The following is a 16557-nucleotide window of genomic DNA, read 5'->3' on the forward strand; positions in this document are numbered from 1 at the left end:
TATAAAAACAAACCCCGGGCAGCTTTCGCTGTCCGGGGTTCTTAGTTATTATGGTTTTCTATTTGTTTATCTCTTCAGTGAGAAATGCGATTTAAATTCTTTGGTTACCGTTGTGGTGCCATCAAACTCAGGGTAGGTAACGGTGAACCAGTAGTCCGTTGCCGGTACCGGGGTACCGTTTAGTGTTCCGTCCCATCCGCTGCTCTCAAGGTCCGGGCTTATCTGTTTGATAAGCTTGCCATAGCGGTCAAAGATATAGATCACCGATCCTGTACCACTCAACCCTATGATGTTCCACGTGTCATGGAAACCATCACCGTTAGGGGTAAAGAAGTTAGGGTAGTCTACAATGCTTACCCCATTTAAGATTAGCTCCTGGCATGGAAAATCTGTTTTCTCATCCCATACCGTAACCGTGTGGTAGCCCGGGGATACATTGGTGAATACCGGAGATTCCTGCCTTGGGCCGTTATCCAGCTGGTAGGTGTACTCCCCGTTTCCTTCTATGGTTACCGTTATGGTCTGGTTATCGCTAAAGTAGTTGGTTACATAGTACCCCTGGCCTATTGCTGATGCCTGCCCTGATTCGATTACCGTAAAGCCTGCCGATTCATCCGACACACATTCCAGTGGCGCAGGGCCCGTTACTACTACGGTGTATACGCCGCCTGTTTTGGCGATGTAGCTTCCTGAGTCATCACTATCGGTTAGCAGTACCCCGTCTTTGTACCAAAGATAGGTGTGCCCGTTTGGTACTACACCACTGTTAAGTTCCAGCTCGCCTTCGCTTGCCCCCCATTCGATACATACTGTATCGCTGCCATCTGCTGTGGTGATAACAGGCTCTGCCCTGCGCTCTACCCTTAGGGTTACCGTAGTGGTGGCACTGCATGGAGTGTCCTGTACCGTATCGCTGTTGGTTACTACGATCCAGATCACCTGGCTCTCCGGAGTCTGGTTGGTATAGTTTTCAGGGTCTTGTATCGGTTGCGGTGCAGGTACTGTAGACGGGTCAATATCGTAATAGCTTACAAGGAACACAGCCGGGTCCTGAGCGCCAAGTACTTCAGGTGCAAGTAGGGTTAAATCCCATCCTGAGGCCCTGCCGTCATTCTGGTCGTCGGTATCACATACCGCCGCAGGGTCTGCCACAGGGTTGGCTACTGCCTGCTGCTCTACGATAAGCTCAAGCTCTTTTACGATCCTGCACCCTGTGTCGTTGTTCACTACTTCTATGTATACCGTTGCACTGCCTGTTACTACATACCCTGTTATTGGCGTGGCACGTGTGGTAAGGGCTGCATCGCTAAAGTAGCCTATAGTGTAAATGGTACCTGTATTACCGCCAAGGGCTGTCTCTACATACTCCTTCAGGTTAAAGGCTGTCGGGGATGCAGGGGTGTCGTTACAGATACCATAGTCGGCAAGGTCGGCTATCGGTGGCAGTGGGTTCACTATTAGTTCAAGCTCCACTATCTGGAAGCACCTCAAATCAGATGGGTTATTGGTATTGGCCTCAACCCTTACCCATACACTGCCACTGGCACTGTTGTGGCTGGTTGGGTCAGGTATCGCATTGGTGCCTGCCTGGGCATCCTCTTCTGTGGTATAATAGCTGAACAGGTAGTTAGTACCGTTGTTGCGGATATCATCCTGTGCAAGGGTCAGGTCAAAGGGCTCACTGCCTACCTCTGTAGTATCCTGGTCGCATACCTCAAGTGGGGCTGGGTTAAAGTTGGGTACAGGTAGCGGAAGCACCCTTATGGTTAGGGTGGTATAGCTAACACACCCTTGGGTGGTGGTTACCCTTACCCAGATCGTTCTTGGGTTTTGGGCTGCTCCATTGCTGTCTGTATTTACATACGCCTTAGGGTCAGCGATTGCCACGGCGGTGCTGTCTGTTTTTGGGTCGGTGGTAAAGTAGTCTACAACGTAGTCCATGCCTACCCCATCAGGGCCCAGTATCTCATCGTCTTTTTGTGTAAGGTCAAATTCTGCAATACCGTCATTTGGCAGTGCCTCGTTACATACGGCAAGGGGTGTTGGGGTTACCAACTGGTGTGGCTTGTTGATATGGATGGTAAAGCTCGTAAGGCTATAGCAGCCTGCGGTATTCTCTACCCTTACCCAGATCACCTGCCCATCCCTGGCAATGTGCCTTGCAGGGCTGGCAATACCGTTACTACCCGCATCAGCATCAGCCTTGGAAAGGTAATAGGTGATTGTTACTTCCACAGGGGCTACTGCTTCTTTTATCTGTGTTTCATATACTGTAAGGTCTGTCCTTAGCGCCCCGTCCTGCCCATTGTTGTCGGTATCATCACAAAGGGTGATATCCTGTAGCTTTGGTGCCTGCGGTGCAGGGGTTACTATAAGGGTAACCGGGAATGGCGTGGTGTTAAAGCAGCCTGTAGTACTGCTCACTGCCCTTACCCAAAGGGTTTGTGTGCCCGGGTGGTCATTCCTGTAGTCGGTCGTATTACCGATCGGGTTGGCCCCCGATAGTGCTTCCTCCGCCGTTAGGTGGAAGGTGATCACAAGGCTTGTATCACCATTGGCAAGGGTTTCTTTTAAGGCTTCAAGGTTAAACTCACCGATACCGTTGCCATCGGTATCACATACCGTTAGCTCATCCTGTGAGGGAAGGGTAAGTACCGGCTGCGGCTCTACCCTGATATCAAGGTAGCCAAGCCTGAAGCAGCCTGTAGTGGTTACCGTAAAGCGCACATAAAGGCTCTGTACCTGTGAAGTGTTCTCATACGCCTGTGCCTGGGCGTCGGTAAGGGCATTGGTGCCCCCTTGCGCATCGGCAAGGGTGGTATGGAAGGTTACCGCTACACCGTTTAGGTTTTCATCGGTGATGAATTTATCGATGGTAGTGGTAAGGTCAAAGGTCTCTTTGTTGGCCGGCAGTGTGGTATCACACAGCGAGTAGCTGTACTCATTGGTAATAAGCACCGGAAGGGCATTCACCACAAGGCGTACCGCTACGATATAGAAACAGCCTGTGGCTGTATTGGTTACTTTGGCATACACCGTAGCTGTTGCCGATGGGTAGTTGCCCGGTGTACCGATAAGGCTGGCAGGTGTAGCTGCAGCGTCGGTGTAATAGTCTACTGTGTACTGCGCAGGGTCTAAGCCTGCAAGTATCTCAGCACTCTGGCTGTTCAGGTTAAAATGGGCTATGCCATCAGTATCGCTGGTACCGTCATCACACAGCGCATAAGGCTGCGCCGGGCTGTGGGCATCAGGCCTTGGGTTTACAATCAGCACAAGGGTTACCGTATCATAGCAGTCCGTAAGGTCCGACTGTACCCTTAGGTACAGGGTCTGGGTACCTGCTACGATATTGTCATAGGCCTCGGGTGACGGTATCGCATTTACATTTAGGTCGGCATCGCTCTGGGTCTCAAAGGCGCTTACCGTTACATCGGGGATAGCAGCCTCAATAGCCTGCATTGTAGGTACAAGGTTAAACCTTGCAAAGCCGTCGTTGTTGTCATCACACTCTGCAATGGGCGCAGGGGTGGTGGCAATAGGTGCAGGGATGACATTTAACTCCACACGGGCTACCCTTACGCAGTTCGTGGTAGGGTTAATTACCCTGGCCCAGATATCGGCATCGCCTGACAGGTAGGTTGGGCCCGGTTCAAAATCAGCGCCACCGGCCAGTGCCTGGGCTTCTGTCTGGTAGAAATACACCACATAGCTTGCTGAGCCTGCCGTTACCGCTGTTGCAATTTCATCAAGGTCAAAATCAGCCTCGCCAGGCAGTTCTTCACACTCGGTGGCAATGAAGTCTGCAGGGTCGGTGCTTAATACAGGTAACGGGTTTACTAAAATGGTAAATGAAGATACACTGCGGCAGCCAAAGGTTGTTGCTACCCCTACCCAGATTGTCTGCTGGTTAGGGGTTGCATTTGGATAGTTCTGCGGTGTTGTTATCGGGCTGGTATTGTTTTGTGCGTCTGCCTGGGTAAGGTAATACTGAACCGTAAGGCTCGCATCCCCGCCCCTTGCTGCATCGTCGTTTAAGGTTAAGTCAAATTCTTCTATACCGTCAGGTGAATTGTTGTCATCACACAGGGTAAGCTGGCTTACAACAGGTACAGCCGGGCGTGGGTGTACTATCAGTGTCAGCGGTACTATGCTGCGGCAGCCTGTTGTGGTGCCTTCCTGTACTACACCTGCATATACCACTGTCGAGTTGCTGTAATGGCTCGATGGGTCCGGGATGGCATTTACATTTAGCTGTGCATCACTCAATGTTGGGTACCATGTAATAGTTAATCCCGACTGACCGTTTAGCACTTCGGCATTTCTTTGGGTCAGATCAAAAGTGGCAAAACCTGCATTGTCAACTTCGCATGCTTCTAATACAGTGGGCTCAACTATGGTTGGGGCATTATTTATCGTAACTACGAAATCAGAATCATCTGTACAAACCGTAGTAGCATCTCCGGTTACAGCATGAATATAAACTGTCTGGGTTTCGGTTATGATAGTTCCTGCAGGAAGAAGGTCTCCCGTTCCTCCTGGGCCGGTGTAGTAATTACCAACAGTTAATGGCTGTAATTCATATCCGTCACAAGCAGCAACATCTGCAAGTTCCTGAACAACAGGTGCAGGATAAATAGTTACAACAAAACTGTCTTCACTTGTACAATTTTCAGGTGTTGAGTTAGAAGCTGCAAAAACATATACGGTTTGAGAAGTATATAAAGTAGAATTTGCTGCTAACTGAGTACCGGCTCCTCCGGGAGCGGTAAAATAATTTCCTGTTGCAAGAACAGGTAAGGTATAACCAACATTACTACAAGCAAATGCATCATCAGGCGCAACAGCCTGTGGTGTTGGTGTAAGTATAAGATCTAACGATGTTACATCGAAACAAGTTGTACTCTTAGTATTGCTAACACGTGCGAAAACAGTACCACCTGTAGAAGTATAAGCCGTTGGATCCGGAATTGAAAGATCATTATCATTAGCTCCCGGCAAAGTAGTGTGATAGGTAACCGCATAGTCCGTTGCAGGAGTAAGGGCACTTAAGATAGCGGCATTCCTAATTGTTAAGTCAAACACTTCAGAACCACTATTGTCTGTATCACATTTCTGGATATCGACTGGTTCTGTAGCTGTAGGATAATTGCTTACCTTAACTTTATATTCGAAATACACACGGCAGCCGGTTGCAATTTCGTCCGAAATTCTACCATATAACGTACGTTCTTCACCTTGATTAATAACGTAATTCTGCATCTCAGCAGTACTCATAGGAGGCCAACCAATCTGCGCCTCTTCAGCCGTAGCATAAAGAGTTAGCATATAATAATCAGGATCAAGTCCGTTAAGTACCTGATCATTAATTTCCGTTAAATCTACAGTCGCCACAGGTTCATCAGTACAGATCACAACATCATCGACATCATTAAACTCAAATGGAACAGTTTCTACATCCACCTCGTCTTCAACAACATAAGTAGAAAGATCACACATAGTGTAAGTAGCTCGTCCTATATAAGTAGTTGGCTCTGTAGGGCAAACCTCAAAAGGCATCCCCGATCCTATCGATACTGTAGGATTTGCAGCGTCATACCATTTGATATCAACAACACTGGGACCATCAGGAGTAAACCTCATTGCCCTATTATGCGCGGTAAAATTAATATTGTTCATTCCTGGAGCGTATAGAGATGTAGTTGCATCCTTACGTACACCAACAGCAGCTCTTCCCTCATTCCAGGTACAACCGGTGCTAAACTCTCTATCCTTAATATAAACTTCGATAACATTAGTGGTTTCATACAACACCATCATACTTGTCATCGTATTACCGTCTGGACAACTAAAATGTTTTGTATTAAAAATACTGAATACAAGAACCCTGTTGGGTGCCGCACCTTTAACACTCCAAAGGATATTGTGATCAACCGGATTTTTTATGCTGGGTTCATCGCCGGGTTGCGTATCCTGTAAAACTCCAAAAATAGAATAATTAGTTATCGCCGGAGGATTAGCACCCTGTAAATTCCATGGTGCCTGAGAGTTAACAGCAGGAATTGGCGGAATAGCTGTAGGATCACCCGGAAGGGATGGCTGATACTGCCCACCAGGCACAACGCCTGCAATACTAAAAGTAATAGCTCCATTAGTATTTATAAGTGCCTTATCATACATCTGCCCGTAAAAGCAAAATTTAAAAGGTAAATCCAGCACACGAGACCATATATCATCAATTTTAATAGACTCTACTGCCCCACCATCTGTACCGTCAAATTTAAAAGGCGGCGACCATGGTATCTCATCAACCTTGTACTGTGTTGTAGCCCCTGTATCAAAATAAACAGCATTTAGGGTTGTACAGTCACCGGGTTTACAAATCGGAGCTCCCGTGTATACAGTAACATCTGGTTGCGGCTGGGCAAACATGTTTAAACTAATGAAACTGAACAAAAGCAATAATAGGTACTTATTCTTCATTTGGGCTAAATTTTTGGAACGCGAAAATTACACAAATTTGACACAAAAAAAACAAAAAAAGTTTTATTTTTTTATATGATAACAGGTAAGCGGTTAAATACCCTACCTAAAGCTCAAAAAAAGTTATAATTTTTTGTAAAGTATATTTATATGGACTTTACCTTTTCTTAATAATTAGACAAGACTATCAACTACATTTTAGGCGTAAGTACAGAATAACCTATATATGTATCAATTTAGAATCAACTTTTATAGTTATCTTTGCCCCCATTAATTTTCACAATACCGTATATAAACATTATATAATGACCCATAACGACGATACTAAAGACGAGATTGGAGATAACCATTTTGCTACAAGCGCTCAAACTCCTTTACGTGATGATGCTTTTGAAATGTCTGATGATGACAAGATTGCTGCTATTAAGCAGGATGTTGAAAGCATATTAAGAACCCTGGGCATGGATCTTACCGATGATAGCATTAAAGGCACACCCAACCGTGTTGCAAAAATGTTTGTAAAAGAAATATTCGGCGGACTTAACCCAGCGAAAAAACCGGGATCATCTACCTTTGAAAATAAATATAAGTACAACGAAATGCTGGTTGAGAAAAACATTACCGTGTACTCTACCTGCGAACACCACCTTTTACCTATAGTAGGCAGAGCTCACGTTGCTTATATTTCTAATGGTAATGTTGTTGGACTTAGTAAAATGAACCGTATTGTTGATTATTTTGCTAAAAGACCGCAAGTTCAGGAAAGGCTAACAATACAAATTGTTCAGGAACTTAAAAAAGTACTTAACACTGAAGACGTTGCCTGCGTGATTGATGCGAAACACCTTTGCGTTAACTCCCGCGGAATACGCGATATCGAAAGCAGCACTGTTACTTCTGAATTTGGAGGCAGATTTAAAGAAGAAAGTGTAAGAAGGGAATTTTTAGATTATATTAAACTGGATACACAGTTTTAAATATCTTTGAGAATATATTAGTCTTCAATCTAACAAACTATGCATTTATACCAAAATCAGGCTTTAAAGCTTTACAATACACTAAGTGGTGAAAAAGAAACATTTGTTCCCCTGCATGAAGGTGCTGTGGGTATGTATGTGTGCGGACCAACCGTATACAGTAATGTTCACTTAGGAAACTGTAGAACTTTTATTTCTTTTGACCTGATATTTAGATACCTTAAGCATTTAGGCTTTAAGGTAAGATACGTGCGTAACATTACCGATGTAGGCCACATTGAAGACGATGCTGATGAAGGCGAAGACAAAATCGCTAAAAAAGCAAGACTTGAAAAACTTGAGCCAATGGAGATTGTACAACAGTATTCGGTAGATTTTCACCAGATACTGGAATTGTTCAACAATCTTCTTCCAAGCATAGAGCCTACCGCTACAGGACATATTATAGAGCAGATAGAAACGGTAAAGCAAATTATTGCAAATGGTTATGCTTACGAGTCTAACGGGTCTGTTTATTTCGACGTAGTAAAATTCAACGAAACTCACGATTACGGAAGGCTAAGCGGAAGAAATCTGGAAGATATGATTTCTAATACCCGCGACCTTAGCGGACAGGACGAAAAAAGAAACCCTCAGGATTTCGCACTTTGGAAAAAGGCAGAACCGGAACATATAATGCGCTGGCCATCGCCGTGGGGAGACGGTTTTCCGGGATGGCACCTGGAATGTACAGCTATGAGCACCAAATATCTTGGTAATCATTTTGATATACATGGCGGAGGTATGGATCTTAAGTTCCCTCACCATGAATGTGAAATTGCACAAAACGAAGCATGTACAGGACAAGCTCCGGTGAATTACTGGATGCATGCCAATATGCTTACGCTTAACGGCAAAAAAATGTCTAAATCTACTGGAAATAATATCCTCCCAAGGGAGATATTTTCCGGAAACAATGATAAGCTTAGTAAATCGTTTACGCCATCGGTAACACGTTTCTTTATTCTTCAGGCACACTACCGTAGTATACTTGATTTCTCTAACGATGCTATTGTAGCAGCCGAAAAAGGTTTTAACCGCCTTATGGATTCTTTAGAGAACATAAAAGAGGTACAGGATTCAGCAACTTCAACATTAAACATTGCAGCGTGGAAGCAATCGTGCTATGATGCCATGAATGATGACTTTAACAGCCCTATACTTATCGCTCAGTTGTTTGAAGCTGTTAAATATATCAACCTTCTAAAGGATGGAAAAGAAACACTTACCGCACAGGATATTGAGACACTATCTAAAGCGATGAATGCCTTTGTTTTTGATATATTAGGCCTTAAAAACGAAGCTGCCGGAGAAGGAAGTAACGACAAACTTGAAAGTGTGGTAAACATGCTTATAGGCATGCGTAATGAAGCGCGTGCCAATAAAGATTTTGCCTTATCCGACCAAATAAGAAACAAACTTACCGATCTTGGCATAGAACTGAAAGACTCTAAGGAAGGTACTACGTTTTCTGTAAATCAATAATTTTGACTATCAAAAGCTTACTTACAGCTCCTTTTATAGGTTTGGTTCGCTTTTATCAGGTGGCTATATCGCCCTTAACTCCCGGCGTATGCCGTTACTCCCCTACCTGCTCTCAATACACTATTGAAGCATTACGGATGCACGGACTATTTAAAGGGAGCTGGCTTAGCCTAAAACGAATTGCAAGCTGCAATCCCTGGGGTGGCAGCGGTTATGATCCGGTTCCGCAGAAAGAATGTAATCATAACCATTAGTTGAAGTTATTAACTTTGGAGACGGACACATTTACTTAAATTTACAGCACAAATATAAATTACATGATACATAGTTTAAGCATCATATGGAATCAGCCTGAAGGCTTTAACCTTGGGCCAATTATGCTACGTTACTATAGCCTGGGCTTTGTTATAGCATTTGGACTTGGATGGTACGTAATGAAAAAGATCTACGACCGTGAGGGAGAATCGGTTGAAAAACTGGATAAGTTATTTATTTACACTCTTATCGCTACACTCTTAGGCGCAAGACTTGGACATGTATTTTTCTATGATTGGGCTTACTTTAGCCAGCACCCTGCCGAAATACTTTTACCGGTACGTTTTAAACCTGAATTTGAGTTTACAGGATTTGCCGGGCTTGCAAGCCACGGAGCCGCTATAGCGATAATACTTGCAATGATATGGTACAGTAAAAAAATTATTCACCGACCATTGTTATGGATGCTTGACAGGGTTGTAATCCCTGTAACCAGCGGAGGTATTTTTGTTAGGCTGGGTAATTTCTTTAATAGTGAAATACTTGGTAAAGAAACAACTGCAGATACACCAACTTCCATAAAATTCATACGTGGTGAAGAATGGTTAGGCAAACGCGAGGTCGTTGCTCGAACCAAAATAGAGGACTACAACGCAGCATACGAAGCTGTGGAGAAAAACCCTCAGTTTACCGATATATTTGCAAAGATACCTTTCAGGCATCCTGCCCAGCTTTACGAGGCAGCAGGTTACGTAGTTGTATTTGCAATTATCTATTATATGTACTGGAAAACCGATGCACGTAAAAAACACGGTCTTATTTTCGGTGTATTCCTTGTACTACTTTGGGCTGTACGTTTTTTTGTTGAATTCGTTAAGGAAAGTCAGGGTGGTTTTGAAGGAGAAAACCCAATATTACTAACGGGCCAGTGGTTAAGCATACCGTTTATCCTTGCAGGTTTTTACCTGATATTTACCGCAAAGAACAGGACAGAGACTTTATAAGATACAAAACCGCCACGAGGCGGTTTTTTTTATGCCTTCAAGCCTTTCATATCTATCGGCTTTACCTATTTTTACCGAAAATCTTACTATTAAAATGACACACGCTTTAAGCATTGTATGGAATCCTCCTAAGGGGATCGATCTGGGTTTTATAACAATCCACTTTTACAGCCTTTTATGGATGGCCGCCTTTGCCCTTGGATGGTTTATTATGAAGAAAGTCTTCGACCGTGAAGGTGAATCTACCGAAAAACTTGACAAACTATTTATCTACACTTTGGTCGCTACAATGATTGGAGCACGTTTGGGCCATGTGATCTTTTACGAATCTGAACTGTTCACTAAAGATTTTTTCAGTGTGTTTCTGCCCGTTAGTTTTAATCCGAAATTCGAATTTACAGGCTTTAGAGGACTTGCCAGTCACGGCGCTGCAATAGGCGTTGTCCTGGCAATGATATGGTTTAGCCGAAAAGTAATCCATCGCCCTTTTTTGTGGGTAATGGACAGGGTTGCTTTACCTGTTACCAGTGGTGGAGTTTTGATACGCCTTGCTAACTTTGTAAACTCTGAAATACTGGGTAGCGAAACCACAAAAGATGTTCCTACAGCCGTTAAATTTATAAGAGGCGAAGACAGATTATCAGAAAGCCATGCTATGCAGATTACAGGAGAGCAAAATGCAAATGCAGCTTATGAAATGATAGAGCACAACCCCAAATTTACATCTATACTGGAACAAATTCCTTACAGACACCCTGCGCAGTTGTACGAAGCATTCGGATACGTTATTGTTTTCGCAATTGTTTACTATATGTACTGGAAAACTGATGCCCGAAAAAAACACGGACTTATCTTTGGTGTATTCCTTATTCTTCTTTGGGCCGTACGCTTTATCGTTGAATTTGTAAAACAAAGCCAGGGAGGTATAGAAAGCGACCTTCCGGGTGGACTATTAACAGGACAATGGTTAAGCATACCATTTATACTGGTAGGATTCTATTTGGTATTTACCGCGAAGAACAGAACCGAAACATTATAAGTATTACATTCCGGAAAACAAATAAGCCACGCAATGCGTGGCTTATTTGTTTTATATCCTCAATAAGAGTTAATCCGTCAATTTAAAGTTGTAGATAATTTTACCTACCTGCGTATCCGGAGCTGAAGCACTGCTTTCAAATTTAGTATCTAAAGCAGCCTGTTTCGCCTGGTCAAAAAGACATTGTGCTGAATTGGTAGTACCTCTTCCACGCTCTGCTTTTATAACCCTTCCGCTTTTATCCACCGTAATTGTTATTACTACAGTACCTTCTTCGTTACATCTGTACTGCGGCTTAGGCGTATTCAGGTTTTTTCTTCCTGCCAGTTGATAGTTACCTACCCCTGTACCACGACCAGCACCACTACCACCACCGGAACCGCTTCCTGAACCCGGACCTGTACCTGTTCCGTTACCGGAACCATTACCGCCACCTGTTCCTCCGCCGCTTCCGCCATCGCCGTAATAACTGCCTGAGTTTTTATCACCCCCGGCTTTACCTTTATTGCCTGCAACGCCATCATCACCATCGCCACCTTTATTGTTTCCGTTAAGAATACTTGACAAGGCATCAGAAGTAGTTTTAGATGGGTGTGGCTTCTCTTTTATAGCAACCGGCTTCGTCTCTACCTTTTTCGGTTCTTTCTTCTCTACAGGCTTTGTTTTTACAACCGTAGGCGCATCATCAAGGTCACTTGCAACAACTTCCTCTTCATCTGCAGGTGTCGATGCCTGAGGTACCTGTTTTACCTTCTCGGTCACGTTAAGCACCTCACTGCGAAAATCCGCACCAGATCCGACATCGCTGTCGCCGAAGTTAACGGTTACACCGCCACCTCCACCTCCGCCTTCAAGTTCTGAAAGATCGACAAGGTCGGCTTTTTGCGTATATTTTATAATAAAAAGCAATAGCAATAACACCCCGAAACTTATCGTGGTAATTACTAATGATTTTTTTTCTTCTCCTGTTAAGTTAGCCATAACTCAATTATTTAGTAGTAGCGATGGAAAACTTCAGTTTATTCTTCTGTCCTATCTGCAATATATCTACCATATCCTGCACCTGAAGCTCCTTAGGCAGCCTCACGATAACCACATTATCTCCGCTTTCGCTAATCCTGGCCATAAGCGTACCTTCCAATTCTTCAAAAGGCACCTGCTGCTTATCTATAAAATACAACTTCTCAGGCGTTACAGATATTGTAACGTGCGCTTTGTCTGTTGTTTTATTAGAATCTGCTTTTGGCAAAGCCAGATCAATTACGTTAGGGTTTGCCAGTGTAGAGATAATAAGAAAGAACAGTAGCAAAAAGAACATGATGTCGCTAAGTGCCGACGCAGCAATTTCCGCATGAAAACGTTTATTTCTTTTAACTCTCATCTTATTTTCCTGTTGTAATTACATTAACAAACTGTATTACCTGTTTTTGCACTTTTAATGCAAATCCGTCAATCAACATATTAAAAAAGTGGTAGCCCGAATAAGCAATAACACCAACAATAAGTCCCAAACCGGAACTGATCATCTTTTCATAAAGTCCACCCGAAATACTACCAATACTAATGTTCTCTGTAATAGAGATCGTATAGAATATCTTGATAACTCCGGAGATCGTACCAATGAAACCAAGAATCGGAGCAATACCGGCCACAAGACCTAACCATCCCAGTTTCTTTTCCATAAGACCAATCTCTACGTTGGTTGTTTTTTCCATCATACCCTCAATTTCACTCAAAGGCCTTCCCACTAAAGCAATACCGCTTTCAAGGATATTACCAAAAGCTGTACCCGATTTACTGGCAGTAATTTGAGCTGCCTCTATTTTTCCTGAATTTAACTGGTAACGCACATCATTTATAAGTCCTGTATCTTCTTTACTGTGTTTACTGATATACAAAGCTCTTTCTATGATCACATATACGGTAAAAAACAAAAGTATAAGGATTGGTACAACCATAACCCCACCTTTCATAAGCATAGAAAAGAAATTAATAGATTGCTCTGTACCTGCTGCAGCTGCATCAACAGGAGCATCCTTAGCAACTGCAAGAGAGTCCTGAAGTAAGAAAATTAAGTTTGTCATGTTCTGAAAAAGATTTCTTTTAGATGTAAAATGTGCCCTCCGGCTGTAATTGTTGTTTATAAATGATAACGAATATATGCTTTTTTGAGTATGCGCAAAAGCAAAATAAAAAAAACCTGCCCATTTTCATGAGCAGGTTTTGGTATAATTTAACAGATAATATTAAACCTCTTCATTGTGTTGTTTCACAATCAGGTCTTTATCTTTTCTTGACATTGAATCTACAAGTACCGGCGTAGCGATAAATAGTGAAGAATATGTTCCGACTATAATACCGATTAGCATTGCAAATATGAATCCACGGATAGAATCACCACCAAAGATGAACATAATTGCCAATACAAGGATCATCGTTAATGATGTGTTGATCGTTCTTGACATTGTAGTATTTACCGACTGGTTAACGATTTGCTCGAAGTTACCTTTTGTATGACCTGCAAGGTATTCCCTTACCCTGTCAAATACAATTACGGTATCATTCATCGAGTATCCAATAACCGTTAGGATAGCCGCGATAAAGTGCTGGTCCATTTCCATATGGAAAGGCATGAATTTGTAGCAAAGTGAGTAGATACCCAGAACGAATATAACGTCGTGCGCTACAGCCGCGATAGCACCTAAGCTATACTGCCATTTTCTAAAACTTAACATCAGGTAGATAAATACGATAGCCATTGAACCTAATACTGCCCAAACTGAGTTAGCTTTGATATCATCAGCTACCACACCACTCACTTTAGAAGCAGATACAATCCCTAGTTGTTTACCTTCGTAAGTATTAACAAACTGATCGTAAGTTAATTCTTTTGTGTAATATTTCTTAAGACCTTCGTAAAGCATTTTGTTTACTTCAGTATCAGCAGCAACAGTATTCTGGTCAACTTTATATTTAGTTGTAATTCTTAACTGAGAATCGTTACCAAAGATTTTAGCATCTACAGTTCCGCCAAAAACCTCTCCTAGTTCATTTTTAACATCCTCAGTCGAAACTGATTTGTCAAATTTCACCTGGAATGTTCTACCTCCGGCAAAATCGATACCTTCATCAAGACCGTTAAAGTAGAAAGAAGCACAGCTTACAATAACTACTAAAGAAGAGAAGATGTAAGTAAATTTCTTAGCTCCAAGGAAGTTAAAATGGAAGTTTGTAAACCAGTTTTTAGACATTGGTGTTACAAATGTAAGTTTATCACCTCTTCTTACACTCCAGTCAAGCATAAGTCTTGTAATGAAGATAGATGTAAATAATGATGTGAATATACCTATAAGTAGTGTAGTCGCGAAACCTTTAACAGGACCTGTACCAAAAATCAATAGTACTAAACCTGTAAGAACGTGTGTCACGTTAGCATCTGTAATAGATGACATTGCACCTCTCCAGCTGAATGACGTTTTAATAGCCTCATCTAATGTTTTACCATGACGCAGCTCTTCTTTAGCACGTTCGTAGATAATGATGTTAGCATCTACTGCTGTACCCATTGTTAATACGATACCCGCAATACCCGGTAGTGTTAATACAGCACCAATACTTGCAAGGAAACCAAAAAGGAATAGTAAGTTAACTATAAGGGCAACGTTAGCATACCAACCTGATTTACCATAATAAATAACCATCCAAAGCGATACTAAAAGTAAACCTGCAATAGATGAAAGGATACCATTATCAATAGCTTCCTGACCTAATGACGGACCTACTACTTCTGACTGAACGATATCAGCAGACGCAGGAAGTTTACCAGCTCTTAGGATGTTAGCTAAATCTTTTGTTTCAGTTACGTCAAACGCACCTGATATCTGAGAGTTACCACCTGCAATAGGACCTGTAGATACACCCGGTGCAGAATATACAATGTTATCAAGAACAATAGCAATGTAACCTTGCTCCCTGTATGCTTTACCTGTCATTTCTTCCCAGGTCTGAGCACCTTTACTGTTCATCTGCATTTCTACTGACGGTTTACCCATTTGGTCAAACGCAGCATTAGCACCTGTAATTACGTTACCTGCAAGATCAGGAATACCTTCTCTATTAGTTTTAAGCGCATATAGTTCAAGAATACCTTTCGATTTTCTTGCATCTTCTTTACCCCATGCAAAACGCGCATAACGCATATCGCCTGAAAGTAATGAACGTATATCAGATCTTTTTAACCATCCGTTAATAGCAGCAGTATCTTTTACAGAAGCCATACCAATAACCGGACCTCCCTGGCTAGGGATAAGTTTATCAAATAATGGGTTAGCACCTTTAACCGGAGCAACCGCAGAATCTTTAGCTTTATTTGTAAGTAATGTATCTGTAGCAGAAGTTACAGTAGCTTCAGTTTTCACTTCAGCTTTTTCTGTTTTCTTAAGAATCTCATTAGCACCCATCAGGAAGCCCTGAAGGTCGTTAATTTTATAAGCTTCCCAGAATTCAAGCTGAGCAGTACTCTGTAATAGTTTTTTTACACGGTCGATATCTTTAGCACCTGGTAATTCTACCATGATACGTCCAGACTCACCCAATTTCTGGATGTTTGGCTGAACTACACCAAATTTATCAATACGCTCAGTTAATACACCGAAAGCACTGTCAATAGACTCACTTACTTTCTTTCTGATAACCGCTTTAACCTGGTCGTCAGTCATTTTTGTATTAACCGCTTCACCCATTATCCTGTTAGTGAATAATTCAGGAGAAGCAAGTTTCAGACCGTTAGACTCTTTATCAAACGCAATGAAAAACGCTTCAAGAAAGTCCTGGTTACCCTGCCTGTTTTTCTTAGCGTCTTCAAGAGCTTTGTTTAAAACAGGATTTTTAGAATTGTTCGCAAGGCCTTTAACGATATCTTTTACAGATATCTCAAGCATTACGTTGATTCCTCCTTCAAGGTCAAGACCTTTGTTGATTTGTTTGTTCCTTACTTCATCGTATGTATAACCTAGATATACAACTGAATCCTTCAATGATTCAAGATAAGCAACTTCTTTATCAGAGTCGCCACCTGCATGAGCCTTAGCATCATCTTCGATGCCATTTGAGACAAATGTGAAGGAAAGCTGGTAAATACATACTAACGCAAATAGTATTGCGAAAAATTTAATGAGTCCCTTATTCTGCATTATTTGTAAAAATTAATTTATGTTCAATTTTTTAAAAACGAGCAAATATATAATTTACGATAAGATTAACCAATTTATTTACTAAT

At 42.3% G+C, this 16557-nt stretch carries 10 protein-coding genes; 5 read left to right on the forward strand and 5 right to left on the reverse strand.

The window, feature by feature from the left end; genetic code table 11:
- Positions 1-66 precede the first annotated feature (66 nt).
- Entirely contained in the window at positions 67-6429 is a 6363-nt protein-coding gene (locus ALW18_04685; GenBank protein ID AOE51876.1) for a hypothetical protein, read from the reverse strand.
- A gap of 356 nt (positions 6430-6785) precedes the next feature.
- On the opposite strand from ALW18_04685, the gene ALW18_04690 reads away from it, so the two are divergent.
- From ALW18_04690 to ALW18_04710, 5 genes are all read left to right on the forward strand, one after another.
- On the forward strand, positions 6786-7457 hold the full coding sequence (locus ALW18_04690; protein ID AOE51877.1) for a GTP cyclohydrolase: 672 nt from the start codon (positions 6786-6788) through the stop codon (positions 7455-7457).
- 39 nt (positions 7458-7496) lie between these two features.
- Complete coding sequence (locus ALW18_04695; GenBank protein AOE51878.1) at positions 7497-8981, forward strand: cysteine--tRNA ligase; 1485 nt, start codon at positions 7497-7499, stop codon at positions 8979-8981.
- Positions 8982-8989: 8 nt separating this feature from the next.
- Positions 8990-9235 (forward strand): hypothetical protein, encoded by a 246-nt coding sequence (locus tag ALW18_04700; protein ID AOE54308.1) that lies wholly within the window; start codon positions 8990-8992, stop codon positions 9233-9235.
- 63 nt (positions 9236-9298) lie between these two features.
- Positions 9299-10240, forward strand: coding sequence for a diacylglyceryl transferase (locus ALW18_04705; protein AOE51879.1), 942 nt, complete (start codon positions 9299-9301; stop codon positions 10238-10240).
- 94 nt (positions 10241-10334) lie between these two features.
- The gene (locus ALW18_04710; protein AOE54309.1) at positions 10335-11279 is read left to right on the forward strand and encodes a diacylglyceryl transferase; all 945 of its coding nucleotides are present in this window, start codon (positions 10335-10337) and stop codon (positions 11277-11279) included.
- 69 nt (positions 11280-11348) lie between these two features.
- Here the strand turns inward: ALW18_04710 and ALW18_04715 are convergent, their stop codons facing one another.
- The 4 genes from ALW18_04715 to ALW18_04730 all read right to left on the reverse strand — a co-directional run bounded on the left by ALW18_04715 (position 11349) and on the right by ALW18_04730 (position 16471).
- Complete coding sequence (locus tag ALW18_04715; protein AOE51880.1) at positions 11349-12260, reverse strand: hypothetical protein; 912 nt, start codon at positions 12258-12260, stop codon at positions 11349-11351.
- A 7-nt stretch (positions 12261-12267) separates the two neighbouring features.
- The gene (locus ALW18_04720; protein AOE51881.1) at positions 12268-12660 is read right to left on the reverse strand and encodes a biopolymer transporter ExbD; all 393 of its coding nucleotides are present in this window, start codon (positions 12658-12660) and stop codon (positions 12268-12270) included.
- A 1-nt stretch (position 12661) separates the two neighbouring features.
- On the reverse strand, positions 12662-13363 hold the full coding sequence (locus ALW18_04725) for a biopolymer transporter ExbB (protein ID AOE51882.1): 702 nt from the start codon (positions 13361-13363) through the stop codon (positions 12662-12664).
- Between the two features lie 162 nt (positions 13364-13525).
- Positions 13526-16471, reverse strand: a complete 2946-nt coding sequence (locus ALW18_04730; protein ID AOE51883.1) for a preprotein translocase subunit SecD — start codon at positions 16469-16471, stop codon at positions 13526-13528.
- Positions 16472-16557: the final 86 nt, after the last annotated feature.

Origin of the sequence: Flavobacterium psychrophilum, assembly GCA_001708385.1 — a bacterium.
In the GTDB taxonomy this organism is placed as follows: Bacteria; Bacteroidota; Bacteroidia; order Flavobacteriales; family Flavobacteriaceae; genus Flavobacterium; species Flavobacterium psychrophilum_A.

Coding starts and splice junctions, on each gene's coding strand:
- ALW18_04685 (AOE51876.1), bottom strand. CDS start 6,429: ATGTTTGCCCAGCCGCAACCAGATGTTACTGTATACACGGGAGCTCCG.
- ALW18_04690 (AOE51877.1), top strand. CDS start 6,786: ATGACCCATAACGACGATACTAAAGACGAGATTGGAGATAACCATTTT.
- ALW18_04695 (AOE51878.1), top strand. CDS start 7,497: ATGCATTTATACCAAAATCAGGCTTTAAAGCTTTACAATACACTAAGT.
- ALW18_04705 (AOE51879.1), top strand. CDS start 9,299: ATGATACATAGTTTAAGCATCATATGGAATCAGCCTGAAGGCTTTAAC.
- ALW18_04710 (AOE54309.1), top strand. CDS start 10,335: ATGACACACGCTTTAAGCATTGTATGGAATCCTCCTAAGGGGATCGAT.
- ALW18_04715 (AOE51880.1), bottom strand. CDS start 12,260: ATGGCTAACTTAACAGGAGAAGAAAAAAAATCATTAGTAATTACCACG.
- ALW18_04720 (AOE51881.1), bottom strand. CDS start 12,660: ATGAGAGTTAAAAGAAATAAACGTTTTCATGCGGAAATTGCTGCGTCG.
- ALW18_04725 (AOE51882.1), bottom strand. CDS start 13,363: ATGACAAACTTAATTTTCTTACTTCAGGACTCTCTTGCAGTTGCTAAG.
- ALW18_04730 (AOE51883.1), bottom strand. CDS start 16,471: ATGCAGAATAAGGGACTCATTAAATTTTTCGCAATACTATTTGCGTTA.